This is a genomic window from Acinetobacter sp. XH1741 (assembly GCF_041021895.1).
Lineage (GTDB): Bacteria > Pseudomonadota > Gammaproteobacteria > Pseudomonadales > Moraxellaceae > Acinetobacter.
In genome coordinates this window covers 3,328,606-3,353,641 of the sequence record NZ_CP157428.1, presented here as the reverse complement: position 1 = coordinate 3,353,641, position 25,036 = coordinate 3,328,606, and the positions used below count along the sequence as shown (strand labels likewise).

Annotated in this window: 29 protein-coding genes and 1 pseudogene; 13 read left to right on the top strand and 17 right to left on the bottom strand. The window is 38.5% G+C overall.

Going from position 1 to position 25,036, the window contains the following annotated elements; all coding sequences use genetic code 11:
- Positions 1 to 52: 52 nt before the first annotated feature.
- Positions 53 to 1,267, top strand: a complete 1,215-nt coding sequence (locus tag ABLB96_RS16220; RefSeq protein WP_348895479.1) for a multidrug effflux MFS transporter — start codon at positions 53 to 55, stop codon at positions 1,265 to 1,267.
- 44 nt (positions 1,268 to 1,311) lie between these two features.
- A complete protein-coding gene (locus ABLB96_RS16215; protein ID WP_348895478.1) occupies positions 1,312 to 1,863 on the top strand; it encodes a hypothetical protein in 552 nt (183 codons plus the stop codon).
- On the opposite strand, the gene ABLB96_RS16210 is transcribed toward ABLB96_RS16215, so the two are convergent.
- Complete coding sequence (locus ABLB96_RS16210) at positions 1,858 to 2,451, bottom strand: hypothetical protein (protein ID WP_348895477.1); 594 nt, start codon at positions 2,449 to 2,451, stop codon at positions 1,858 to 1,860. The two genes, ABLB96_RS16215 and ABLB96_RS16210, sit on opposite strands and share 6 nt — an antisense overlap.
- 171 nt (positions 2,452 to 2,622) lie before the next feature.
- Between ABLB96_RS16210 and ABLB96_RS16205 the strand changes: the two genes are divergently transcribed.
- Together ABLB96_RS16205 and ABLB96_RS16200 are read left to right on the top strand one after the other, a co-directional pair.
- A complete protein-coding gene (locus ABLB96_RS16205) occupies positions 2,623 to 2,748 on the top strand; it encodes a KGW motif small protein (RefSeq protein WP_348895476.1) in 126 nt (41 codons plus the stop codon).
- A 68-nt stretch (positions 2,749 to 2,816) separates the two neighbouring features.
- The gene (locus ABLB96_RS16200; RefSeq protein WP_348895475.1) at positions 2,817 to 3,131 is read left to right on the top strand and encodes an NGG1p interacting factor NIF3; all 315 of its coding nucleotides are present in this window, start codon (positions 2,817 to 2,819) and stop codon (positions 3,129 to 3,131) included.
- On the opposite strand, the gene ABLB96_RS16195 is transcribed toward ABLB96_RS16200, so the two are convergent.
- A complete protein-coding gene (locus ABLB96_RS16195; protein ID WP_348895474.1) occupies positions 3,124 to 3,924 on the bottom strand; it encodes an enoyl-CoA hydratase-related protein in 801 nt (266 codons plus the stop codon). The genes ABLB96_RS16200 and ABLB96_RS16195 overlap by 8 nt on opposite strands.
- 109 nt (positions 3,925 to 4,033) lie before the next feature.
- On the opposite strand from ABLB96_RS16195, the gene ABLB96_RS16190 reads away from it, so the two are divergent.
- The gene (locus tag ABLB96_RS16190) at positions 4,034 to 4,609 is read left to right on the top strand and encodes a nicotinate-nicotinamide nucleotide adenylyltransferase (protein WP_348895473.1); all 576 of its coding nucleotides are present in this window, start codon (positions 4,034 to 4,036) and stop codon (positions 4,607 to 4,609) included.
- A gap of 11 nt (positions 4,610 to 4,620) precedes the next feature.
- On the opposite strand, the gene ABLB96_RS16185 is transcribed toward ABLB96_RS16190, so the two are convergent.
- From ABLB96_RS16185 to dapD, 8 genes and pseudogenes are all read right to left on the bottom strand, one after another.
- On the bottom strand, positions 4,621 to 4,983 hold the full coding sequence (locus ABLB96_RS16185; RefSeq protein ID WP_348895472.1) for a glyoxalase superfamily protein: 363 nt from the start codon (positions 4,981 to 4,983) through the stop codon (positions 4,621 to 4,623).
- Positions 4,983 to 5,564: a CAP domain-containing protein gene (locus tag ABLB96_RS16180; RefSeq protein WP_348895471.1), complete on the bottom strand. Its 582-nt coding sequence runs from the start codon at positions 5,562 to 5,564 to the stop codon at positions 4,983 to 4,985. The genes ABLB96_RS16185 and ABLB96_RS16180 overlap by 1 nt, the downstream gene beginning before the upstream one ends.
- A 120-nt stretch (positions 5,565 to 5,684) precedes the next feature.
- On the bottom strand, positions 5,685 to 6,146 hold the full coding sequence (locus tag ABLB96_RS16175; RefSeq protein WP_348895470.1) for a peroxiredoxin: 462 nt from the start codon (positions 6,144 to 6,146) through the stop codon (positions 5,685 to 5,687).
- A 17-nt stretch (positions 6,147 to 6,163) separates the two neighbouring features.
- A pseudogene (locus tag ABLB96_RS16170) lies at positions 6,164 to 6,319 on the bottom strand (ATPase); the annotation flags it as partial.
- Between the two features lie 101 nt (positions 6,320 to 6,420).
- A complete protein-coding gene (locus ABLB96_RS16165; protein ID WP_348895469.1) occupies positions 6,421 to 6,837 on the bottom strand; it encodes a hypothetical protein in 417 nt (138 codons plus the stop codon).
- A gap of 13 nt (positions 6,838 to 6,850) precedes the next feature.
- Positions 6,851 to 7,522 (bottom strand): 7-cyano-7-deazaguanine synthase QueC, encoded by a 672-nt coding sequence (queC, locus tag ABLB96_RS16160; RefSeq protein ID WP_001247780.1) that lies wholly within the window; start codon positions 7,520 to 7,522, stop codon positions 6,851 to 6,853.
- A gap of 40 nt (positions 7,523 to 7,562) precedes the next feature.
- On the bottom strand, positions 7,563 to 8,273 hold the full coding sequence (gene queE / locus ABLB96_RS16155) for a 7-carboxy-7-deazaguanine synthase QueE (RefSeq protein WP_348895468.1): 711 nt from the start codon (positions 8,271 to 8,273) through the stop codon (positions 7,563 to 7,565).
- Between the two features lie 98 nt (positions 8,274 to 8,371).
- Positions 8,372 to 9,193: a 2,3,4,5-tetrahydropyridine-2,6-dicarboxylate N-succinyltransferase gene (gene dapD / locus ABLB96_RS16150; protein WP_348895466.1), complete on the bottom strand. Its 822-nt coding sequence runs from the start codon at positions 9,191 to 9,193 to the stop codon at positions 8,372 to 8,374.
- A 284-nt stretch (positions 9,194 to 9,477) separates the two neighbouring features.
- Between dapD and carO the strand changes: the two genes are divergently transcribed.
- Positions 9,478 to 10,227: an ornithine uptake porin CarO type 1 gene (gene carO / locus ABLB96_RS16145; protein WP_348895465.1), complete on the top strand. Its 750-nt coding sequence runs from the start codon at positions 9,478 to 9,480 to the stop codon at positions 10,225 to 10,227.
- A gap of 88 nt (positions 10,228 to 10,315) precedes the next feature.
- Here carO and ABLB96_RS16140 read toward each other — a convergent pair whose 3' ends face one another.
- The 6 genes from ABLB96_RS16140 to ABLB96_RS16115 form a co-directional block, all read right to left on the bottom strand.
- Positions 10,316 to 11,239: a CysB family HTH-type transcriptional regulator gene (locus ABLB96_RS16140; RefSeq protein ID WP_309454622.1), complete on the bottom strand. Its 924-nt coding sequence runs from the start codon at positions 11,237 to 11,239 to the stop codon at positions 10,316 to 10,318.
- Positions 11,240 to 11,309: 70 nt separating this feature from the next.
- Positions 11,310 to 12,371: a sulfate ABC transporter ATP-binding protein gene (locus tag ABLB96_RS16135; RefSeq protein ID WP_348895464.1), complete on the bottom strand. Its 1,062-nt coding sequence runs from the start codon at positions 12,369 to 12,371 to the stop codon at positions 11,310 to 11,312.
- A gap of 11 nt (positions 12,372 to 12,382) precedes the next feature.
- Positions 12,383 to 13,267 carry a sulfate ABC transporter permease subunit CysW gene (cysW, locus tag ABLB96_RS16130; protein WP_348895463.1) on the bottom strand — a complete coding sequence of 295 codons (885 nt, stop codon included), beginning with the start codon at positions 13,265 to 13,267 and terminating at the stop codon, positions 12,383 to 12,385.
- The gene (gene cysT / locus ABLB96_RS16125) at positions 13,264 to 14,097 is read right to left on the bottom strand and encodes a sulfate ABC transporter permease subunit CysT (protein WP_191011998.1); all 834 of its coding nucleotides are present in this window, start codon (positions 14,095 to 14,097) and stop codon (positions 13,264 to 13,266) included. Before cysT ends, cysW begins: the two co-directional genes overlap by 4 nt.
- A gap of 80 nt (positions 14,098 to 14,177) precedes the next feature.
- Entirely contained in the window at positions 14,178 to 14,786 is a 609-nt protein-coding gene (locus ABLB96_RS16120) for an alpha/beta hydrolase (RefSeq protein ID WP_348895462.1), read from the bottom strand.
- Positions 14,787 to 14,816: 30 nt separating this feature from the next.
- Positions 14,817 to 15,824: a sulfate ABC transporter substrate-binding protein gene (locus ABLB96_RS16115; RefSeq protein ID WP_002052521.1), complete on the bottom strand. Its 1,008-nt coding sequence runs from the start codon at positions 15,822 to 15,824 to the stop codon at positions 14,817 to 14,819.
- A gap of 262 nt (positions 15,825 to 16,086) precedes the next feature.
- On the opposite strand from ABLB96_RS16115, the gene pabC reads away from it, so the two are divergent.
- The 4 genes from pabC (at position 16,087) to ABLB96_RS16095 (ending at position 19,133) form a co-directional block, all read left to right on the top strand.
- Entirely contained in the window at positions 16,087 to 16,899 is an 813-nt protein-coding gene (gene pabC, locus ABLB96_RS16110; RefSeq protein WP_348895461.1) for an aminodeoxychorismate lyase, read from the top strand.
- Between the two features lies 1 nt (position 16,900).
- Positions 16,901 to 17,971, top strand: a complete 1,071-nt coding sequence (mltG, locus tag ABLB96_RS16105; protein WP_348895460.1) for an endolytic transglycosylase MltG — start codon at positions 16,901 to 16,903, stop codon at positions 17,969 to 17,971.
- Between the two features lie 9 nt (positions 17,972 to 17,980).
- Entirely contained in the window at positions 17,981 to 18,580 is a 600-nt protein-coding gene (gene tmk / locus ABLB96_RS16100) for a dTMP kinase (protein WP_348895459.1), read from the top strand.
- A 136-nt stretch (positions 18,581 to 18,716) separates the two neighbouring features.
- Positions 18,717 to 19,133, top strand: coding sequence for a PaaI family thioesterase (locus tag ABLB96_RS16095; RefSeq protein WP_348895458.1), 417 nt, complete (start codon positions 18,717 to 18,719; stop codon positions 19,131 to 19,133).
- Positions 19,134 to 19,189: 56 nt separating this feature from the next.
- Here ABLB96_RS16095 and nadB read toward each other — a convergent pair whose 3' ends face one another.
- Positions 19,190 to 20,833: an L-aspartate oxidase gene (gene nadB / locus ABLB96_RS16090; protein ID WP_348895457.1), complete on the bottom strand. Its 1,644-nt coding sequence runs from the start codon at positions 20,831 to 20,833 to the stop codon at positions 19,190 to 19,192.
- Between the two features lie 230 nt (positions 20,834 to 21,063).
- Here nadB and ABLB96_RS16085 point away from each other — a divergent pair, with 230 nt between their 5' ends.
- The 3 genes from ABLB96_RS16085 (at position 21,064) to lepA (ending at position 25,003) form a co-directional block, all read left to right on the top strand.
- On the top strand, positions 21,064 to 22,440 hold the full coding sequence (locus tag ABLB96_RS16085; protein WP_348895455.1) for a Do family serine endopeptidase: 1,377 nt from the start codon (positions 21,064 to 21,066) through the stop codon (positions 22,438 to 22,440).
- 117 nt (positions 22,441 to 22,557) lie between these two features.
- Positions 22,558 to 23,010, top strand: coding sequence for an acyl-CoA thioesterase (locus tag ABLB96_RS16080; protein WP_348895454.1), 453 nt, complete (start codon positions 22,558 to 22,560; stop codon positions 23,008 to 23,010).
- A gap of 175 nt (positions 23,011 to 23,185) precedes the next feature.
- Positions 23,186 to 25,003 (top strand): translation elongation factor 4, encoded by a 1,818-nt coding sequence (lepA, locus tag ABLB96_RS16075; RefSeq protein ID WP_004699962.1) that lies wholly within the window; start codon positions 23,186 to 23,188, stop codon positions 25,001 to 25,003.
- Positions 25,004 to 25,036 lie beyond the last annotated feature (33 nt).

Below are 25,036 nucleotides of genomic sequence, written 5' to 3'. Positions count from 1 at the left end.
GGCTTATTTGTATGTAGTACAATGTGAATAGAATAAATAGTAGAGAAGAAAAATGAAATCAAAAATCCATTTCCGAGAGTTTGCACTTCTGATGGCACTACTCATGTCTATTGTTTCTTTTTCAATAGATGCAGTTTTACCTGCTTTAGGTGAGATTGGACGCATTTTTGACTTAAAGAATAATAATCAGACCCAATGGGTCATTATTGGTATTTTTTCCGGTATGACGATAGGGCAACTCATTGCTGGACCGCTATCCGATGCAATCGGGCGTAAGCGCATTTTATTTGCTGGGATCATCATTTACTTTTTGGGAAGTTTATTATGCTTTACTACACAAAGTTTTGAATGGTTTTTAGTAGGCCGCTTTATTCAAGGCATTGGGGTTTCAGGGCCTTACGTTGCTTCTATCTCGATTGTGCGAGATAAATACAGCGGTGCCCAAATGGCCCGCATTATGTCCTTAATTATGATGGTGTTCATGGTTGCTCCAGCAATTGCACCAAGTTTAGGTCAACTTATTATTCATTTCTTTGGCTGGCGTGAAATTTTTGTTTTATACATGGTTTATGCCACAGTCGTTGGAGCGTGGGTGGCATTACGACTAGAAGAGACGCTGCTTCCTGAAAACCGTTTGCCTATGCGTTTACAAGCATTTCAAGAGGGTTTTAAGGAAGTTGTAAGTAATAAAACCACCATGAGCTATTTGCTATGTGCTGGTTTTTGTTTTGGTGGATTTATTGGTTATTTGGGAACTTCTCAACAAATTTTTATGCAGCAGTTTGGTAAAACTGGGCAAGAGTTTAGTGCTTACTTTGCTGTACTTGCTGGTGTAATGGGAATAGCTTCATTTACCAACTCTAAAATTGTGATGAAGTTTGGTATGCGTCCAATTTGTATTTATGGTTTTCTCGGTTTATGCCTAATTTCTTTGGTTTTCTTAGGAATTCAACTTTTAGGTGTAGCGATATCATTCTGGATGTTCATGCTTTATGCCTGCATTCTGTTTTTATTATTTGGAACTTTATTTGGTAACTTAAACGCGATTGCAATGGAACCGATGGGGCATGTTGCTGGAATGGCATCGGCTATTATTGGTGCAGCTTCTTCTGTATTGTCTCTTATTTTAGCCTCTATTATTGGGCAATTATATGACGGCACACTAATTCCAATGACTTGCGGTTTTGTCATTTTATGTGGTTTAGCATTTATGATGACAGTATATGAGAAGAGGCAGTTAAAGATTGTAGATAATCCAAATCTTTGATTAAATATGATAAAAGTTTTATTTATATAATTGTCTTTAAATAAATGAAGAAAAGATTATTAGATACCGCAACTGTATTACTAGATAAATTTGTTAATCGTTATCATGATTGTGAGGGATTCTGGGCAATCGGTGTTTTGTATACACATTGTTTGTCACTAGGTGAGTTTTCCTTAACATTTGATCTATTAAATCGTAACTCTTTCATAAATGATGAATTTTTAAAGAACGTAAATAATAAATTTTCGAGCTATCTAGATGATTATTTAGCAATTCATAAGAAAAAAAGAGAGGATTTGATTGAGGCTGTCATAAAAATTGCATTTGATAAAGATCATAAAATATCAGCAGATACTCTATATGGTGATTACTTCCAGGTTAGAGTAATTCTTGTTGATTCATATACAAGAACTTTTTCTAGATACAATGATGGATATTGTGTGGCTCATACTCATTGGATAAAGCAAAGAAATTATATAGATTCATTACCAATAGAAGATCGTCCACTAATAGGGAATTATAATTTCTCATTAAATCTATCTCCAAAATCTTTAGAGATTACAGATGTGTTATTTAATATTCCTAAAGTTCTATAATCCATCAGCTCGTGGTGAAAGCCAATCTTTATACTTATTTATTAACTCATTCCTTTTGGCGTCATTAAAGATAATAAGATCAATGCCACCATCATATGGAGCAATAATTATATTTTGTTCAAAAGAAATCATAAAGGCTCGAATCTCATCGTCGGCGATCTTTTTTAATAAATCATTGTGTTCATTTTTTTTCCAAATTTCATTGATGGAGTATGGTCTATACAAAACATCTTCTTCGTCATCATCATAATCTTCGGGATTAGCTTGTGTTAGATTTATTTCTTTTTCTGGATGAAATTCGTATTTGAGCCTTAAAGTTGGATCATATATTTTATTATTATCGCTTTGGCTGAAATAATGACCGGTCACAATAAAAATAGAAGCATTAGAATCGAAACAGTCATCAATAATTTGATTATGACGATTTAATAATAATTCATATTCTGGAGGTGTATCTGCATATCTTTTTGATTCTGGAAGGCTATGAATTCGGAACCAAAATTGTGAAAAATATTGTCGAAAATAATGTGAAATTGGAAGTTTATTAGGATAAAAAAACTTCCATTGATTTATGAATGAATTAGTCATTTTCTTTTTAGCCTAAATATTTATTAACATGTTATTTGATAAGTTACATAAAAAACAATTTAATAAGAAAAATATTTCGATGGGTAAGGTAAATTTGTATTAAATTATACTTTAAGGAAGTTGGTTCAATTTTTGCTTTCTCTGTAACAACGATAAAAATCGGAGATCAAAATGATGAAAAACAAAAATGACATAAGAACGATGTATACAAAAGATAAGGGCTGGCGCTTATTTGGCTTGGCGCTTGCTATTCAAATACTTTTTATTGGAGCAAATTATTTAGCAATGATGAGCTGACTTTGATTCGGAGACTTCTTAAAGAGTATGATTTAAGGCAAGTTCAATAGTTTTGAGTCATTCAACTCATGTTAAAGCTGATTTATTACGTACCCGAGTCACATCTTGAATCGACTAAACAGTCTATATTTGCTGCTGGGGCAGGTGGTATCGGTAACTATGAACACTGCGCATGGCAAGTCAAAGGAATAGGACAGTTTAAGCCAGTTAAAGGGGCTGATCCTTATATTGGAGAGCTGGGTGAACTTGAAAAAGTTGAAGAGTGGCGAGTTGAAACCATTGTGATTGAAGAAAAGGCGAGTGCGGTTGCGAAAGCATTAAAGGCAAGCCATCCTTACGAAGAGCCTGCCTTTGAGTTTATCCAAATTTTGGATATTAGTTAAATTGTGAGAAATCAGGTTTACGCTTTTGCATAAATGCTTGTACGGCTTCTAGCATTTCAGGTGATTGAACGCGTTGCATAAAGATTTCAGCTTCATGGTCAATACATTCAATAATTTGATCTAGATCATGCTTCATCAATGCTTTTGTTTGTTTTAGTGAGGCAAGCGGTAATGCTGTTAAGTGTTGAGCGGTTGCCTGAGCGGATGCATAAGAATCTTCAACCACTTCATTCACTAAACCAGCTTGTAGAGCAGTTTCTGCATTGAACTTTTTCGCAGTAAACAGTAGTTCAGCTGCTTTGTGATAACCTGCTTGCTTAACCAATAATTGACTTGCACCGCCTTCTGGTGAAAGGCCAAGACTTACAAATGGGATTTGGAATAGGGCTGTATTATCTGCAAAGACCAGATCTGCTTGTAATAAAATCGTAACGCCAATACCAATAGCTACCCCTTTTACGGCAACAATAAGCGGCTTTGATAATCTTGCAGCCGATTTTAGAAGTACAAATGGAGGAACTTGACCTGCTGGGCCTGCATTAGGATTTTGTACAAAACCCATAAAGTCTTTCATGTCATTGCCCGCAGTAAAATCTTGCTCTACACCGCGTAAAACGACTACTCGTACATCTTTATGTTGGTCAGCTTCATCAAGTGCTTTGGCAATCCATAAGTAAAGTTCGCCATATAGTGCATTTTTTGCTTCTGGGCGATTTATGGCTAAGGTGAGTACGCCACCTTCTAAATTTGCGTTTAAATGTTGCTGAGGTTGTTGAATACAGCTAAGTGTCATCGTACTATCCTTGCTTTAAACCACGTTGTTGATTTTTAGGTTCTCATTATGACGCATATTTTTTGTAATGCGGATAACTGATGAGTTCATAAAAAGTGAAAATTTAATTATGCATACATTTGACTATCTCGTTTTTATAGGTCGTTTTCAACCATTTCATTTGGCACATATGCAAACGATTGAAATCGCGCTACAACAAAGTCGTTACGTGATTTTGGCATTAGGTTCTGCTCAAATGGAACGTAATATTAAGAATCCGTTTCTTGCGGTTGAACGAGAACAAATGATTTTATCTAATTTTTCACCAGATGAACAAAAGCGTATTCGATTTGTGCATGTGGTCGATGTTTATAATGATAAGAAGTGGGTGAAACAGGTCAAATCTTTAGTGAATGGCGTGATTGAGCCAAACTCAAAAGTTGGTTTAATTGGTCATTTTAAGGATGAGTCATCTTATTATTTAAGATTATTTCCAGAATGGACGATGGTTGAACTCGATAGCCTAAAAGACTCGATTTCAGCGACACCAATGCGTGAGGCTTATTATCGTGGTGAAATCCAAACGGAATTTTTTCCTGTAGGAACTATTCAATTTTTAGATGAATTCAAGAAAACAGCGATTTATCAGCAATTACAACAAAGATTTGAAGAAGATGATCGCTCTAACCTAGATGAATTTCAATAAATTTATACAGCTTAAGCATCTGCCCAAAAGATAATTCGGTTGGAAAAGGGATCGGTAATACTGAGCTCAAGGGTCTCCCAATCTGTTTTTTCAATTTGAGGTTTTGAAAATTTATAATCCTTTTGACTGAGTTGACTATGTAGCTCATAAATATGCTCCCAATAAATACGGATGGCACTATGAGGGCTTGCATCTCCAAAATGTTCAGATAAATGAATGATGCAATCATCTTTGGAAATTTGTAAATATAGCGGGAAGTTATCTTCAAACTGGTGTTGCCAATCAAGCTGAAATCCCAAGAAATCAAGATAAAATGATTGAGCTAAATCAACATCAAAAATTCTTAAAATAGGGGTGATGGAACCTGATTGCATTATTTTTCCTTTTCATATGTACCAAACTGTTGAGTCCAGTAGCTCTTTTGTTTTACAGATTGATCAGAAGCACAAGCAATTGCATAAGTTGTAAACTTAGGGTTCATTAGGTTACTACAATGTAGAGGGCTCGACAGCCATTTAGACATAACTTCACCTAAAGTTTTCTGTCCACTGGCGACATTTTCACCATTCGCTTTACCTAAAGTATTGTAAAGCTTCAAACGTGATTTTAAATCTAGGCCAGTAGAGCCAACATGTCCAAGAAAATTGTTCTTAGCCATGTCTTCACTGTGAGAAAGCGCACCTTTATATAAGTTATTACTCCAACTTAGCGGTTTAGTCGCAGAGAAATACTGCTGACCACACTGGTGTGATTGCTGTCGAATTTGATTAATGGTATTAAGAATAGCTTGTTGGTAGGCAGGGTTTTGTAAATCTTGGCAATTTATTTCAATAGATGATTTCTGCACTTGTAAGGTAGAGGCGTTAAGGGCGGGAGGCATACTCGACGCGTTCATAGAATATGCAGCTAAAATAAAGCTGAAAGGCAATAAAATAGAAACTTTGAGTAGATTCATAGCCTGTCTTCATTCGAATTATTCTAATATTTTTTATCATACGTCAAATTAAAATAACTGAGCAATTTTTGTATACCTAAAAAAGCGAGTATTAAACTCGCTTTTCATTACTTACGCTTATTAAGCTGTTTGTAATGCTTTTAGGTCTTCTAAAACTTGTTCTGCATGACCCGCAGCTTTTACTTTACGGTAGCTTTTAACTAAAGTTTTGTTATGGAAAATAAAAGTAGAGCGTTCAATGCCCATTACTTTTTTACCATACATATTTTTTTCTCTAATCACATCAAAGTGTTTACAAAGTACTTCTTCTTTATCACTAATTAAATCGATCGTTAGTGCTTGTTTTTCAGTAAAGTTCTGATGAGCTTTTACTGAGTCACGTGATATACCCAAAATGCGCGCACCTAAAGCATCAAATTGATCTTTTAAACAAGAAAAACCAACTGCTTGTGTTGTACAGCCTGGAGTTGAATCTTTCGGGTAGAAGTAAATAATCAACCATTCATTATCGATTTCAGCCAAATTAACTTCGCCGTGAGTAGTTGGAAAAGTTTGATTTGGGAGTTGTATATTTTCAGACATTTCTTATCCTTTAAAAGTTAAATTTGATCTAATTCAAGTGGTAGAAAAGCATATTCTTCATGATAAACAATATTGAGTTTTCTTACAGGAATTGCTTTGTTAAAAATTGGCCCATCAATCACGGTAGTGTGAAATTCACCGCCTTCTCCACATGGATCAATGCTACTGTTCTTGCATGGTTTATTTCAAATAGAGGGGTTTTAGGTCAGTACTATTTTATCAGAGCTACAAAAAAGCCTGCATAAATGCAGGCTTAATTTAGGTCAACAAAAGCTTATTTTTTAGGAGCTTGTTGTTGAGCTGCTTTCATCGCTTCTTCAGTTAATTTTTCAAGCTTAGTTGTTAACTGAGGACCAAAACACGCTTTAAGATCACGGTTTTGTTGCTGTACAAAAGCTAAAGAGCTTGGGCTTTTCTTCGCATTGATTGCGCTTTGGATTTCCCATTTTTGTGCTTCAGTTACTTTACCTTGAGCATCAACTTGACAGCTACAGAATTTGCTAACTTCAGCTGAGCTTAATTTACCGCCTTTAGCAGTTTGGTCTTTACAAACATTGATTAATGCACCTTTAACGTTAGTGCTTTTATATGCTGCTTGAACTGGGTTCTCAGCTGCATGAACTGAACCAGCCATAAGGGCAGCTGCTGAGAATAAAGATGAAAGAATAAGTTTTGATTTTAACAAGTTCATAAATTTTACCTACTTATTGCGGTATATAGCGTGTTGGATCGGTAACACCAGCATCGATAAAGCCTTCTTTACGCAAACGGCAACTGTCACACTTGCCACACGCACGTCCTTGAGCATCTGCTTGATAGCAAGATACCGTTTGACTATAGTCTACGCCATGTTCAATCCCTAAACGTATAATATTCGCTTTGGATAAATGTAACAGGGGTGTTTCAAATTTAAGTGGTTTTCCTTCAACGCCAGCTTTAGTTGCTAAACGTGCCATATTGGCAAAAGCATCAATAAATTCAGGACGACAATCAGGATATCCTGAATAATCAACAGCATTGATGCCAATAACAATCGCCTCAGCATTGAATACTTCAGCCGCAGCTAAAGCATAAGAGAGGAAAATTGTGTTACGTGCTGGTACATAAGTTACAGGAATTCCTTCTTGTAATTGTTCTGGTACAGCAATGTTATGGTCTGTAAGTGCAGATCCACCTAAATTAGCTAGATCGATATTAATTACACGGTGTTCAACCCCTGCACGCTGAGCTAATGCTTTTGCAGCATCAAGTTCAGTTGTAGAGCGTTGGCCGTACATAAAACTAATAGCGATACATTCATAGCGCGCTTGTGCCCAAGCTAGGCAAGTGGTTGAGTCTAAGCCGCCTGAAAGTAAAACAATGGCACGAGGGCGCATATTTTTCTCCATATTCGGAATGATTTATTTTATTGAATGATTAACGGCCTGATTCATCGTTCCAGAGCAGTTTATGTAACTGTAATTGGAAACGAACAGGCATTTTATCATCCAGTATCCACTGTGCCAGATCACGTGCTAGACGTGGTAGGCCAACAGCACCTTTTTCAACTGCAAAAGCAGGGGAGAACCAAACAGTACTAACTTTGGTTTGCAGTTGATATTGTTCAACTTGTTGCTTTGACCATTCATAGTCTTCACGGTTACAAATCACAAATTTGATTTGATCATGTGGAGTTAGGTAGTCAAGATTGCTGATGAGATTACGATGTTCTTCACCAGAAGTTGGAGTTTTTAAATCGAGGACTTTAGAAACACGTGGGTCTACTTTTGATACATCTAGAGCACCACTGGTTTCTAAAGAGACATCAAAACCTGCTTCACATAGACGTTGTAATAAAATCAAGCAGTTTGGTTGTGCAAGAGGTTCGCCACCCGTCACACAAATATAAGGCGTTTGATATTTTTCAGCCGTTTCAATAATGTGCTCAAGTGATAAACGTTCACCACCTTCAAAAGAATAAGTGGTATCGCAATAACTACAACGTAAAGGACAGCCTGTTAGACGAATAAATACAGTCGGCAGACCAGAGGCATTTGCTTCACCCTGCAACGAGTAAAAAATCTCGGTAATGCGTAAACCGGACGCAGGGTCAGAGACAGGAATTGCAGAGGAACGTAAGGAAACCATTCTAGAAATACCACACTATATAAAAAATAAAATCTCTACAATCGGTTTGATCGTAGAGATGAGGAGCGATTAAAACTCCGCAAAAGAGTTATAACAAATTAGTCAGCGCGTAACAAATCGTTCAAACTTGTTTTTGAACGTGTTTGCGCATCAACTTTTTTCACAATAATTGCAGCGTATAAGCTGTAAGTACCACATTTAGATGGCAAGCTGCCTGAAACTACTACTGAACCTGCTGGTACACGGCCATAATGGATTTCGCCAGTCTCACGGTCATAAATCTTAGTTGATTGACCAATGAAAACGCCCATTGAAATGACTGAACCTTCTTCAACAATAACGCCTTCAACGATTTCAGAACGCGCACCGATAAAACAGTTGTCTTCAATAATAGTTGGGTTTGCTTGTAATGGCTCTAAAACACCACCGATACCTACACCGCCAGACAAATGAACGTTTTTACCGATTTGAGCGCATGAACCTACAGTTGCCCATGTATCAACCATTGTGCCTTCATCTACATAAGCACCAATGTTGACATAAGATGGCATTAACACCACATTTTTAGCTTGGAAACTACCACGACGAGCAACAGCAGGAGGAACAACACGAACACCTGCTGCTTTAAATTGCTCTTCAGTCCAGCCAGAAAATTTAGTTTCAACTTTGTCGTAGAAACGAAGATCACATGACTCGATTGGTTTATTGTCATTTAGTTTAAATGATAATAAAACAGCTTTTTTTAACCATTGATGAACAACCCATTCACCATTGATTTTTTCTGCAACACGAAGTGTACCGTTATCTAATCCAGCAATTGCTTCTTCAACAGCTTGGCGAATTTCGCTTGAGCAATCTGCCGCAGTAAAGTTTGCGCGGTTTTCGAATGCTTGCTCAATGATCGTAGAAAGCTGAGACATGATCTTCCTTCCATAAAAAATTTTAAAGATTTTACACTAATTTGTGACAAGAATCTTTGAAAAAACGTGTTACGTTTAAAGCGAGAGTTAAAGTGGAAAAGCTTATTGGATAATCAAGTGTTTTTTACACAAAAATGATTTGAAAATAAAAATTTAACTCAATTTGTATCAAAAAATAACAGAAAGCTAGCAGTTTTTGTATAAAAAAGACTCTATGCTCTTGAATATAATTTTTGTCACAAGCTGAAAAATTAAAAACAGAGCCTTTTCTTGAGGAGAAAACGATGAAAGTATTACGTGTTTTAGTGACAACTACAGCTTTACTTGCTGCTGGTGCTGCAATGGCAGATGAAGCTGTTGTTCATGACAGTTATGCATTCGATAAAAACCAATTAATTCCAGTAGGTGTTCGTGCTGAAGTAGGTACTACAGGTTACGGTGGTGCTTTATTATGGCAAGCAAACCCATATGTTGGTTTGGCATTGGGTTACAACGGTGGTGACATTTCTTGGCGTGATGATGTGTCAGTGAATGGCACTAAGTACGACTTAGATATGGATAATAACAACGTTTATTTAAATGCTGAGATTCGTCCATGGGGTGCAAGCACTAACCGTTGGGCACAAGGTTTATATATCGCCGCTGGTGCTGCTTACTTAGACAATGATTATGATTTAGCCAAACGTATTGGTAATGGTGGAACATTAACAATCGATGGTAATAATTATCAGCAAGCAGTTGCCGGTCAAGAAGGCGGTGTACGCGGTAAAATGAAGTATGATAATGATATCGCTCCTTATGTAGGTTTAGGTTTTGCACCTAAAATCAATAAAAACTGGGGCGTATTTGGTGAAGTAGGTGCTTACTATACTGGTAATCCAACAGTTCAGTTAACGCAATATAATCTTGCTCCTGTAAATGGTAATACTACGCTTCCACAAGATGCTGTTGATAAAGAAGCAAACAAAATCCGTAACGATGATAAATACAAATGGTTACCGGTTGGTAAAGTTGGTGTGAACTTCTACTGGTAATTAATACTAAAAAAAACGAGCTTCGGCTCGTTTTTTTTATCTCTAAAAATAAAAGAGCTAAATAGCTCTTTTATTTTGTTCTTATTTTTTATTCATCTGGGTAAGCAATTTTTTTCAGTGCTTTAATGTCTGCATCAGGTGAGCATAAAGAAACAAACTCATATCCGTAACCACGTAATAGATGACCTTTACGCACAGCAATCCATGTGGTGTTAACGCCAAAAATATCAGTTTTAATTTGCTTTAAGCGATAATCACGTTCTGCATCGTAAGCCACGTCATTGACAATTCCGACGCCCATGCCAAGTTCAACATAGGTTTTAATGACATCAGCATCAAGAGCAGACATAACGATATCTGCATCGAGATGAGCTTCTTCAAAGGCTTTATCAATTTTAGAACGGCCTGTAAAACCACCATGATACGTAATGAGTGGATATTCAGCTAAAAGATCTAGAGTAATCTTGTCCGCCTGCACTAAAGGATGATTTTGCGGTGTAATAATACTGTGCTGCCATTGATAGTATGGAATGCTTGCTAAGTTTTCCTCAGTCGTTAAAGACTCTGTCGCAATACCGATATCCGCTTCACCTTGTAAGAGCATCTCTGAGATTTCGACCGGGCTTGCTTGTTGCAAAATCAAATGTACTTTAGGGAATAACTTCTTAAATTGATTAACAATTGGAGGTAGTACATAACGTGCTTGAGTATGCGTTGTTGCAATCGTAAGTGTACCTTCATCGACTTTATTAAAGTCATCGGCAAGGCGCTTAATATTTTCCGCATCCACAAGCATGCGTTCAACAATACTTAATAGCGATTGACCTGGCTCAGTTAAACCAAGAAGGCGTTTACCTTTACGAACAAAAAGTTGTACACCTAACTCATCTTCTAAATCTTTAATATGTTTACTTACACCTGATTGAGATGTGTATAACGCGGCAGATGCTTCCGTTAAGTTAAAGTTTTGGCGTACTGTTTCTCGGATAATTCTTAATTGTTGAAAGTTCATTTACACTTTTCCTCGAAAGAGGTGAGGAATGGCTTTAAATTCCACGAGATGATCCTCACCAAATAATTCCTTAAGCAACTTGATCTGCAAATAGATGAAGTTGAGAAGCACTCACCCAAACCGTTTGATTTGGTTGAAATGCATGTTGTTTTGCAGTCTCACTGCTCAGAGCAATCTCAATTAATCGTCCATTACGATCTTGTAATTCCGCCACTACTTTTCCAGCAATCCAGACTTCACGTACAAAAGTCGCTTCAATTGTATTTGCCTGTGGTTGCGAATGAATATGTAACTCATCTGGACGGGCAAAAGCAATCACTTTTCCTTGTGGTGCCTGAACTGTGGTTGGTAATTCGATACGATCATTGCCGATACGGATAATACCGCCTGTATGTTCACCTTCAAAACGGTTTGCTTGACCCAAGAAATCAAATACAAATGGTGTTGCTGGTTTTTCGTAGACTTCACGTGGCGAACCAATTTGTTCAACATTACCTTTATTCATCACAATGATTTGATCTGCGACTTCAAGCGCTTCTTCTTGGTCATGGGTTACGAAAATTGAAGTGATATGCAACTCATCATGTAAGTTGCGTAACCAGCGGCGTAATTCTTTACGAACTTTGGCATCAAGCGCACCAAAGGGTTCATCGAGTAATAATACGCGAGGCTCTACCGCGAGTGCCCGAGCTAAAGCAATACGTTGGCGTTGACCACCAGAAAGCTGAGCAGGGTAGCGATCTGCTAAAAATCCCAGTTGAACAAGATCAAGTAAACGAGTAACACGCTTTTTAATTTCAGCTTCAGATGGGCGTGTGGCACGAGGGCGAACACGTAAACCAAAAGCAATATTGTCAAATACAGTCATGTGACGAAATAAAGCATAGTGTTGAAATACAAAACCAACCTGACGTTCACGCACATGTACGTTCGTTGCATCTTCACCTTCAAGTAATACTTGACCGCCATCGGCTGACTCTAGGCCAGCAATAATACGAAGTAGGGTTGTTTTACCGCATCCAGATGGGCCAAGAAGGGCAACTAGTTCACCTTCTGGAAAATCTAGAGAAATATTTTTAAGCGCATGGAATGCACCAAAGTGTTTTTCAATATTCTTAACTTGAATACTCATGATTTCATTCCTTACGAATCAGTTGAATGCGATTGTGGCTTGTCTTGATGTATCTCTAACCAAGTTTTCAATACCAGTGTTAATAGCGCTAAAAAAGCAAGTAATGAGGACACGGCAAAGGCTGCACTAAAGGTGTACTCGTTATATAAAATCTCGACATGAAGTGGCAGCGTATTAGTTTCACCACGGATATGACCGGAAACTACAGAGACTGCACCAAACTCACCCATTGCACGGGCATTACATAGAATCACGCCGTAAATCAAACCCCATTTAATGTTAGGCAAAGTGACTTTCCAGAAGGTTTGCCAACCCGATGCACCCAGTACAATCGCGGCTTCCTCTTCCTCTGTTCCTTGAGCCTCCATAAGGGGAATTAACTCACGTGCAACAAAAGGAACGGTAATAAAGATGGTCGCTAAAACAATTCCGGGCACGGCATATAAAATCTTAATGTCATGGTCCATTAACCAGCCGCCTAACCAGCCTTGAGCACCAAAAATCAGTACAATCATTAAACCTGCAATAACAGGTGAAACTGAAAAAGGCATATCAATAATGGTGGTTAAAATAGCTTTGCCTTTAAACTGAAACTTAGAAACAGCCCATGCAGCGGCTACACCAAATATCACGTTAATCGGAACAGCAATAGCTGCGGTTAATAATGTTAACTTCACTGCTGACAATGTATCTGGGTCAATTAATGCCTGCACATAGACTTCAAGACCTTGTTTAAATGCTTCTACAAAAACCAGAATAAGAGGCAGCATTAGGCAACTAAGAAAGAAAATCAGCGCAATGGTAATTAGGATATAGCGTACCCAAGTTGGTTCACGTGTTGCGTCACGAGATTGCAACTTCAAGGCAAGTGCATTGCTGTCGGTATGTAGGTTCATGTGATATTTCTCCCTGTACGACGGTTTGCCCAGGCTTGCAGTAAATTAATGGCAAATAAAATAATGAAAGAGAGAACCAACATTACTGCGGCAATCGTTGTTGCACCTGCGTAGTCATATTCTTCAAGACGAGAAATGATCATGAGCGGAGCAATTTCAGTTTTAAACGGTTGATTACCTGCAATGAAAATAACTGAACCATATTCACCTACACCACGCGCAAATGCTAAAGCGAAGCCAGTGAAAAGTGCTGGTAACAATATCGGTAAAATAATTTTAGTAATGGTTTGCCAGCGATTTGCCCCAAGTGCGGAAGCTGCTTCTTCCAGCTCGGTTTCGATATCGCTGAGTACGGGTTGAACAGTTCGAACAATAAAGGGAATACCAATAAACACTAGGGCTAGCGTAATCCCGATTGGCGTATAAGCAACATGAATACCAAGTGGTTCTAAATATTGACCAATCCAGCCAGTAGGTGCATAGAGCGAAGTCAGCGCAATACCTGCAACTGCGGTGGGTAGAGCAAAAGGTAAGTCTACTAAAGCATCAACTAGACGCTTGCCGGGAAAGTTATAACGAACTAGGCACCAAGCTAAAAGTAGCCCGAAAACTACATTAATAAATGCTGCAATTAAAGCTGAGCTAAAACTAAGCTGAAGCGATTTTAAAATACGCTCAGACGTTAAGATTTCCCATAATCCGTCCCATCCGATTCCAAATGATTTGATAAAGACTGCGGCTAATGGAATAAGCACAATAAAAGATACATAGGCGAGGGTGAAGCCCAAAGATAGACCAAACCCAGGCAGCACTCGGGATCGCTGCGACATGATATTTCCTCAAAGAGAAAAGCCTGCTGAAACCAGTAAGCGAATAAATAAAGATAAACGGCGCGGTATAAAGCTGGGTATTAAGCAAATTTCAAAGAGAAATGTGTCTTTACCGGATCAATAGATGAGTGGCTACACATCGAGTCTTCAGGAAGTAGATAGTTCAGTAAGTCAGGGAATGGGCCAAAACCCGAAGCAACATTAATATGACCGACTTGTCCAAGATTAATTGGGTTTAGTTGCCAAGCTTTCGCAAGTTGTAATGCATCGAAAAAATCGAGCCATGGATCATTTTCACTAATGAGTAGTGTTGTCGGCACATTAATTTTTAACTGATGAAAATAATCTTTGTAGTCAGTCAAGCTATGGCGGGCAAAACCTGCTTCACCAAAACGTGCCGGATTTGCAGGAGCAACCAAAATTAACTTTTTAACTTGAACTTGTAACTCAGGATGTTCAGTCAAAGCAGCAACACTTGTTAAGCAACCGAAACTATGCGCAACAATTTGTACGGGTGCTTGTACTGCTTGAACTGTTTTTACGAATTGCTCAATCCATTCACTTAATACGGGTCTATCCCAGTTTTTTTGCTCAACACGAGAACTAGACACGAGTTGACGCTGCAACCAAGATTGCCAATGTTGATGTTCACTTCCACCTACACCTGGAACAATTACAGAGTGAGTCATGTCTGTTCTCCTTATCGTTAGTACAAAGAATTACTTCTCTGCACTGTTGATTTTCACGATTTGATCGAAAACACCACCATTATCAAAGTGTTGTTTTTGCACTTTTGTCCAACCACCAAATTCTTTATCAATGGTTACAAGCTTCAATGGCTTAAATACATTGCTGTATTTCTTGAGTACAGCCGCATTACGAGGGCGGTAGAAGTTACGTGCTGCAATTTCTTGGCCAGCAGGTGAATACAAGTAGTTGAGATAACCTTTAGCGATTGTGAGGTTGCCTTTTTTGGCAGCATTTTTCTCAACAACAGCAACTGGTGGTTCAGCTAAAATCGAAAGAGACGGGGTAATAATTTCAAATTTGCCCGGTTGTTCGCGAACCGCTAAGTGAGCTTCATTTTCCCAAGCGAGTAACACATCACCAATGCCACGTTCAGCAAAAGTCGTGGTTGCGCCGCGTGCACCCGAATCTAGAACTTTAGTATGCTTATAAATTTGGCGGACGTATTCTTGTGCTTTTGCATCGTTACCACCTGGTTGATGTTTTGCCCAAGCCCAAGCAGCAAGGTAGTTCCAGCGAGCACCACCAGAAGTTTTCGGGTTTGGCGTAATAATTTCTACACCTGGTTTGATTAAATCTCCCCAGTCTTTAATTTGTTTAGGGTTACCTTTACGTACCAAAAACACGATTGTTGAAGTGTACGGAGTAGAGTTCTGCGGTAACTTTTTTTGCCAGTCAGTTGGAAGCAATTTTGCTTTTTCAGCAATTTCATCAATATCAGCAGCAAGCGCTAATGTCACAACGTCAGCATTTAAACCATCGATAACAGCACGAGCCTGTTTACCAGAACCGCCGTGTGATTGTTTAAACTGAATATCTTGTCCAGTACGTTGTTTCCAGTAAGTACCGAACTGTTTATTGAAATCTGTATATAACTCACGAGTTGGATCGTAAGAAACGTTTAAGAACTCTTGAGCTGCAAATGATGAAACAGAAAGAAGCGCAGCAATAACCCCAACTTTTAATTGAGAAAAACGCATGAGATAACCCCTCAAAAATATGAAATGTTCAAAACATAAACGCAGAATAGCGTTAGTCTTTATTCTAAAAAAATAATAAAAAACGAATTTAATATGAAAAATATAGAAATAATAAAAATGGATAAGTTATTCTTAAATCTTGATATATAACAAGTTTCAAAAGTAATGATTAAATCGGTATAATTTTTTAAAATCAGTCATTTATTTATTAAATGAAAGGTGTTGTATTGTTTGGTGGTTTTAAATAAGGGACGGATTAAGCATGTGGTGTTTTAAAAATGGGCAACCTGTTGAGACCATACCTTTACTAGACCGAGCATTTCATTATGGCGATGGATGCTTTACCACAATTCGTGTTTTTCAAAATAAGATTGAGCTTAAAGAAAGACACTGGGACCGTTTAAAACTTGCCTGTCAAAAACTCTCTTTGACTGCGAACTTTGAATTAATAGAACAGAGCCTACAGCAGTTACAAAAGCAGAACCTTGTGCTTAACGGTACTTTAAAAATCGTGATTAGCCGAGGTGAAGGCGACCGCGGTTATAGTTTGCCAAAACATGAAGCGGATATTTATATCTGGTTCTATCCAAAAGCATTAGAGCAGTTCCAACCAGATACGATCAAGTGTGGTGTCTTAAATCAGGCCTTGGGTTTAACCATGCCAAGTTTGGTTGGACTTAAATCTTTAAATCGTCTTGAGCAGGTACTGCTAAAAAAAGAAGCAGATCAACAAGGTTGGGCAGAAGCATTAGTATCTGATGTACAAGGTTATATTGTTGAAGGGGTAAGTAGTAATTGTTTTATTCGTTTAAATGATAGATGGATTACACCGGAACTTCGCTATAATGGCGTCCACGGTGTGATGCGTGCAGAAATTTTAGCGCGTATGCAACACTATGGAATTGCCTGCGAAGTCGGAATAATTGAATTAGATGAAGTGTCACAAATACAAAGTCTATTCTTTTGTAATGCTTTACATCCAATGCGAGTAGTTACTCAAATCGGTGAACAAACTCTAGATTCACAGGCGTGCCTAAATTTATTTCATACTCTTAACTTGAATCAGATTCATTAATATGCCGAAGCCACCTGTGAACGCGAAAGCAAAAAATGCTAAAAAAAAGGGCAAGAAAACAGCATCTCATTTTCCTAAAAAGTTGGTGCTGTTTGGCTGTTTTATCGTTTTAATTTCTATTTTTGCTATTTTATGGTCAAGTTTATTTAAAGCTTATCCCATTGAAGGGAAAAAGCAGATGTTATCGATCACATCAGGTGAGACCTATTCTGGTTTTATTGATCGTTTAGGCAAAGAAAACAAAATTCATTTCCCCATTGTACTTAAGCTTTATCAAAAGTTTATGATTCATGACAGCATGAAAGCTGGTGTATATGAAGTCGAACAGGGAATGAGTGTAAGACAAGTATTAGAAATGTTGTCTAATGCTGATAATGCTCAAATGAACCGTATTTTAGTGATTGAAGGTACAACTTTTAAACAGCTTCTTACTGCACTCAAAAATGATAAAAATGTAAAAAATACAATACTAGATTTACCTGATGATCAGCTCATGAAGGCTCTAGGAATTCCTTATCATCATCCTGAAGGTTTGTTTGCACCGAACACTTATTTCTTTGCAAAGGGTGAGACTGATAAAAAAATCCTGACAGACTTATATCATCATCAAATGAAAGCCTTAGATGCAGCTTGGGCAAATCGTGCACCAAACTTACCTTATAAAGATAAGTATGAAGCGTTAATCATGGCTTCAATTGTTGAAAAAGAAACGAGTTTAGATAGTGAGCTTGAGCAAGTATCTGGTGTATTTGTACGACGTTTGAAAATTGGTATGCGTCTACAAACTGACCCAACCGTGATTTATGGGATGGGTGATAACTATAATGGTAAGATTACTCGGGAAGACTTACGTACACCAACTCCCTATAATACCTATACGATTAATGGGTTACCGCCAACTCCAATTGCTTTACCAAGTCAAAAAGCAATTGAAGCAGCATTACATCCAGATGACTCAAATAATGTTTATTTTGTGGCAACTGGTAATGGTGGTCATAAATTTACAGCAGATTTGCAGGCTCATAACCAAGCGGTACAAGAGTATTTATCCGTGTTGAGATCGAAGAAATAAGGAAAAGAGATGTTTATTAGCTTTGAAGGCACGGAAGGGGTAGGTAAAACTACACTCATTCGAAAAATTCATCAGCATTTTGAAGAGCAAGGTAAACAAGTTGTTTTAACCCGTGAACCGGGTGGTACACCATTAGCAGAACAAATACGTTCGATGCTTTTGGCAGTAAATCATGATGAAAATATGAGTCATGATACTGAACTACTTTTAATTTATGCGGCACGAGCTCAACATTTACAACAAGTCATCTTACCGGCTTTAGAGTCTAATAAAATTGTTTTAAGTGATCGCTTTACCGATGCAAGCTTTGCTTACCAATGTTCTGGTCGTGGTTTAAGCCAAGATAAGTTACAGCTTTTAAATCAAAACTTTGTTTCACGTATGCCAGAGGTGACTTTCTGGTTGGATGCACCGATTGAACTTGGTATGAACCGTGCACGTGAACGTGGCGCTTTAGACCGTTTTGAACAAGAAAAGTTAAGCTTTTTCGCTAAAGTTCGCGAAGGTTATGAAACCTTATGGAAAGCTGAACCTGAACGTATTAAACGTTTAGATGCTACGCAAAGCCCAGATCAGGTGTTTGAGCAAGCATTGCAATATTTAAGATAAGTAGTCGTAAAGCCACTCTCATATTTTGTGGGAGCGGTTAAAAATGATGACAAAACTGATTTAAAACGTCATAGAAAATATTAGTCAGTATTTTATGCTATTTTGAATACTGTTTTGAAATCGAAGAAAAACAAGGATGAAAAGTTCAAAAGAAGAAATCGTAGAGTTTCTTAAAAAGGAATTTCCGCCAAGTCTTGAACATTGTACGATTGAATCAGTCACGCCTAAGGCTGCTGTCGTTTACTATCATGTCGATCAAAGACATCAACGTCCGGGTGGTACCATATCTGGCCCAACCATGATGACTTTGGCAGACTTTGCTTTGTATATTGCAATACTCGGTGAAATCGGAATTATTGGTTTAGCCGTAACCACTAACTTTAATATTAATTTTTTAAGAAAACCCGCAGGTGATAAAGACCTACGTAGTGAATGTAAACTCATGAAAGTAGGAAAGAGCCTAGTCGTTGGTGAGGTTTGGATTTATTCGGTTGGGCTAGATGAACCCGTGGCACATGTGACTGCGACGTATTCAATTCCACCTCGATCATAAATATTAAAGTTATAAAAAAGCACGGAATGAACCGTGCTTTTTTATAATGAGATGATTTAAACGCTGGTATTTACCAAAGGTTGCTCTACCGCAAAGTTTGGAGGCGTTAAAACAGTTTTACGAATCTCGCTTGAAGTTTCCGGATAATCAAGCGTGTAATGTAGACCACGTGATTCTTTACGTTGCATGGCACAGCGCACAATCATTTCAGAAACGAGCACAAGATTACGTAGCTCAATCAAGTTCTTACTGACACGGTAGTCTTGATAATATTCAGTGATTTCACGCTTTAACATTTCTATACGGTGTAAAGCACGTTCTAAACGTTTCGTGGTTCTGACAATACCGACATAGTTCCACATGGTTGAACGTAACTCATCCCAGTTTTGTAAAATCACAACATCTTCATCTGGGTTGGTTACTTGAGAGTCATCCCAAGTGGGTACATTCGGTAGTTTAAAGTTCTCATCAAACTTATTTTCGATGTCTTTTGCTGCACTCATGCCATAAACGAAGCACTCAAGTAATGAGTTACTCGCCATACGGTTTGCGCCATGTAAACCTGTATAAGAGGTTTCCCCAATTGCATAGAGACCTTCAATATCGGTCTGGCTATTTGAGTCAACCACCACACCCCCACATGTATAGTGTGCTGCTGGCACTACTGGAATCATGTCTTTAGTAATGTCGATACCTAACTCAAGCAAACGTGCATAAAGTGTAGGGAAGTGCTCTTTAATAAACTCAGGTGATTTGTGTGTAATGTCTAACCATACATGTCGAATACCAAGACGTTTAATTTCATGGTCAATGGTACGCGCCACAATATCACGAGGAGCCAATTCGGCACGGTCGTCAAAACGCAGCATAAAACGTTCGCCATCTGGCAAACGTAAGTAAGCACCTTCACCACGCATCGCTTCAGTAATTAAAAAAGAACGTGCTTGTGGATGGTATAGGCAAGTTGGGTGGAACTGGTTAAATTCCATATTGGCTACACGGCAACCTGCTCGGTAAGCCATGGCAATACCATCCCCTGTAGCAATATCTGGATTAGATGTATAAAGGTACGCTTTCATTGCACCGCCGCAGGCAAGTGCGGTAAATGGAGCAAGGAAAGTATGAACTTTTTCAGTATTTTCATCCAAGGCATATAAACCAATAGCACGATTTGCTTGATCTGTATGACCCAATTTATGCGAAGTGATTAAATCAATCGCAATATAATTTTCAAAAATTGTAATATTTTTACGTTCTTTTGCTCGTTCAACCAAAGTGGTGGAAATGGCTTTGCCCGTAGCATCGGCAGAATGGATAATACGGCGCTGTGAGTGACCACCTTCACGAGTTAAGTGAAGCTGCTCATCTTCATCTAAGGTAAATTGAACGCCTTGCTTTAAAAGAAAATCAACAGAAGGTCGACCACCCTCTACAGTATGCTGTACTGCATCTATTTCACATAAATGAGCGCCTGCAATCATCGTGTCATTAATGTGTTGTTGAATAGAGTCAGTTTCATCTAGAACCGCCGCAACACCACCTTGTGCATAGAAGGTACTCGCTTCGGTTAAAGCAGCTTTGGCTAAAACTGCAATATTAAAATGACTTGGTAACGATAAAGCCAGACTTAAACCAGCACCGCCACTGCCCACAATAATCACGTCAAAGTGGTGAATTGTCTGTTGATTAGGCATGTCCATTCGCATCAATTTAAAACGTCCGCTAATGACACCCCTTTTTACCTAAAAAGGCAAGAGCTTAAGCGCTCTAAGTCACAGAAAAATTGCAATTAGCTTAAAAAATTGCAATGCGTAAAATAAACGTGCTGATGGTGTCTTACAAATAAACATATTGTTACGCACAATTCCAAAGCATTGTGATACAAAAGTTTTATTCTTATTTTTGTAGACCAATTGTGGGTGAGCACCGAATGAAATCTCGCTATTTACAACAAGGGATGTATGCAGCGGTATTTACAGTTGCCGCTGTTCAAGCAAATGCTGCTGTTGATTTTTCAAATCTCGTTGAACAAGTTAGTCCGGCTGTGGTGAGTGTAAACGTCGTAAAAAAAATGACTCAGGATGAACTGTTACAACAGCAAGTTCCTGAAATTTTAAAACGTTTCTTTGGTAATCAGGTCATCATTCCACAGCAACAAGGTCCTCAAGAAAAAACTGCATACGGTAGTGCATTTTTTATTAGTAAAGATGGTTACTTACTCACAAACCATCATGTGATTGAAAATGCTTCCCGCATTAGTATCACTTTAAATGACCGTCGTGAGATTGATGCAACTGTTGTTGGTAGTGATGAACGTACTGATGTTGCCTTATTAAAAGTGAATGGAAGTAATTATCCAGCTTTAAAAGTCGGTAATGTTGACCGCCTACGCGTGGGAGAGCCTGTACTAGCAATTGGTTCGCCATTTGGTTTTGACTATTCAGCTTCAGCAGGTATTGTCAGTGCAAAATCACGTAACATGAGCGGTGAAACCTCGGTACCGTTTATTCAAACTGATGTGGCATTAAACCCTGGTAATTCAGGTGGTCCATTGTTTAACCAAAATGGTGAAGTTGTCGGAGTAAACTCACGTATCTTTAGTGGTACTGGTGGTTATATGGGCTTGTCTTTCTCTATTCCAATCGATGTAGCGATGGATGTAGCGGAACAGCTTAAAACTAAAGGGAAAGTTACTCGTTCATACTTGGGCGTTATGATGCAAGATATTGACCGTAACCTTGCCGATGCTTACAAACTGCCTAAACCAGAAGGTGCTCTCATCACACAGGTGACACCAAATTCACCTGCTCAAAAAGCAGGGCTTAGAGCTGGTGATGTGATTTTAAAACTCAATGGCACATCTGTACCTCGTACAAGTGATTTACTCTACGCATTAAATAAAGTACAGCCAAATCAAACCGTTCAGTTTGAAGTGCTACGTGACGATAAAACTCGTAATATTTCGGCAACCCTTACAACTGCTCCAGATGAAACACCAGCTACAGGTAATCAGGCTTCTGCATCTAAAGGTCCGGTTTTAGGTATGAGCATTCGTGATTTAGCTGAACCAGAGAAAAATACTTTAGGCGTAAAAGGCGGTATTTATGTTCAGGATGTCCGCCGTGGTGGGCTGGCGTCATTGTCAAATATCATTCCGGGTGATGTGATTATTCAGGTCAACAATACGCAAATTTCGAATAGCCAAGATTTTGCGAAAGTTGTTTCGAACTTACAAAAAAATACCGTTGCACGTGTTGGCATCATACGCCAAGGGCAACGCGCTATGCTTGGTTTACGTATTCAGTAAAATGATATAAAAATAAGCCACCCTGAAAATGGGTGGTTTTTTATTATTGGTGTTCAGCATAATCTCTGGCCTAGCTGCACTGATTGTATTTTTAGCAATAATTGAAGTGAGTGTTTCGTGAGCAGTATTTTTGATTTACATATTCAGGTTCAGCCACAGCATATTGATGCGTTGGGCCATGTTAACAATGTAATGTATGTACAGTGGATGCAAGATGTCGCAGCTGCTCATGTTGAAACATTAGGGGTAGGCGTAACCAAATATCTTGAGCTAAAACATGCCATGGTGGCTGTTGAGCATCATGTTCAATACCGTAAAGCTGCATTTGAAGGCGAAGAAATTGTACTGCGCACATGGTTAGATGATATCAATGCGCTTTATTCATTTCGCCAGTATGTTTTTTTTAGACCCTCTGATCAGGCAGTCTTATTTGTTGGAAATACCAAATGGGCATGTATTGAAATCGAGTCTAGTCGACCAAAGCGCATGTCACCAACTTTTACGCAAGCGTATAAGCCCCTTGATGCAAGTATAAATCCTTTAGATTTTACGGTTTCATATACTAGATAGTTTGAGCCAGTCTGTATGTTTGGGGTTGTCCTTTTTTAAACATAAGTACAAAGCTCATGATTATTTTGGATACTTTAAAATATCCATCTGCTATAATCTCACGCAATTTGTTAAACCGCTTTGGCTATGTATTAAAACAAGCTACATAGCACTTTATATTTTCTCAAGGTAGCCCATGGCGCAAGCTAAAAAATCCGTTGATATCAAAAATATCCGAAACTTCTCGATTATCGCTCATATTGATCATGGTAAGTCTACTTTAGCTGACCGTTTTATTCAGATGTGTGGTGGCCTACAAGATCGTGAGATGCAAGCTCAGGTCTTGGACTCAATGGAACTTGAGCGCGAGCGTGGGATTACCATTAAAGCAGCGTCTGTAACATTGTATTATACCCACCCAAATGGGCAGGAATATCAGCTTAACTTTATTGATACTCCTGGGCACGTTGACTTCTCGTATGAAGTATCTCGTTCACTGGCAGCTTGTGAAGGCGCATTATTGGTTGTTGATGCTGCGCAAGGTGTAGAAGCTCAATCAGTTGCAAACTGTTATACCGCAATTGAGCAAGGTCTCGAAGTTCTTCCTATTTTAAATAAAATTGATTTACCGCAGGCTGAACCTGAACGTGTAATTCATGAAATTGAAGAAATTATCGGGATTGAAGCGACAGATGCACCAACTTGTTCAGCAAAAACAGGTTTAGGTGTTGAAGGTGTATTAGAGCGTTTAGTTGACGTTATTCCGGCACCGGAAGGTGATCGTGAAGCGCCACTTCAAGCGTTAATTATCGATTCATGGTTTGATAACTACTTAGGTGTAGTTTCTCTTGTTCGTATTAAACAAGGTCGTATCCGTAAGGGCGACAAAATGTTGGTTAAATCGACAGGACAGACTCATCCGGTAACTTCTGTAGGTGTATTTAACCCTAAACATACTGAAACCGATATTCTTGAAGCTGGTGAAGTAGGCTTTGTTATTGCGGGTATTAAAGACATTTTTGGTGCGCCAGTAGGTGATACCATTACACTTGCCACAACACCTGATGTTGCAACTTTACCTGGTTTTAAAAAGGTTAAACCACAGGTTTATGCAGGTCTTTTCCCAATCGATTCAAGCGATTTTGAACCATTCCGTGAAGCATTGCAGAAATTACAAATTAACGATTCTGCTTTGTTCTTTGAACCTGAAAGTTCAGATGCACTTGGTTTCGGTTTCCGCTGTGGCTTCTTGGGCATGTTGCATATGGAAATCGTACAGGAGCGTTTAGAGCGTGAGTACGATCTCGATTTAATTAGCTCGGCACCAACAGTAGTTTATGAGGCTGTTACTAAAAAAGGTGAGACGATCTATATCGACAGTCCATCTAAAATGCCAGATGGTTCAGTTGTTGAAGATTTACGTGAGCCAATCGCTGAGTGTCATATTCTTGTGCCACAAGAATACTTAGGTAATGTCATGACCTTATGTATTGAGCGTCGTGGTGTACAAAAAGACATGAAGTTTTTAGGTAATCAAGTGTCGATTACTTTTGAAATACCAATGGCTGAAGTGGTCATGGACTTCTTCGATAAGCTTAAATCATGTTCACGTGGTTTTGCTTCACTTGACTATAACTTCGTCCGTTTTGAGAGTTCATCTTTAGTTAAGGTTGACGTGTTAATTAATAGCGAGAAGGTCGATGCCTTAGCTATGATTTGTCACCGTAATGATGCTCGCCATCGTGGTATTGCTTTAGTTGAAAAAATGAAAGACTTGATCCCACGTCAAATGTTTGATGTTGCCATTCAAGCTGCCATTGGTGCTCAAATTATTGCTCGTTCGACTGTTAAGGCGATGCGTAAAAACGTTTTAGCAAAATGTTATGGCGGTGATGTGTCACGTAAGAAAAAATTACTTTCTAAACAAAAAGAAGGTAAGAAACGTATGAAACAAGTGGGTAGTGTAGAAATCCCACAAGAAGCGTTCTTAGCTGTTTTGAAAGTAGAAAGATAAAAGAAAAGGCTGGGATGAACTTATCTTCTCCCA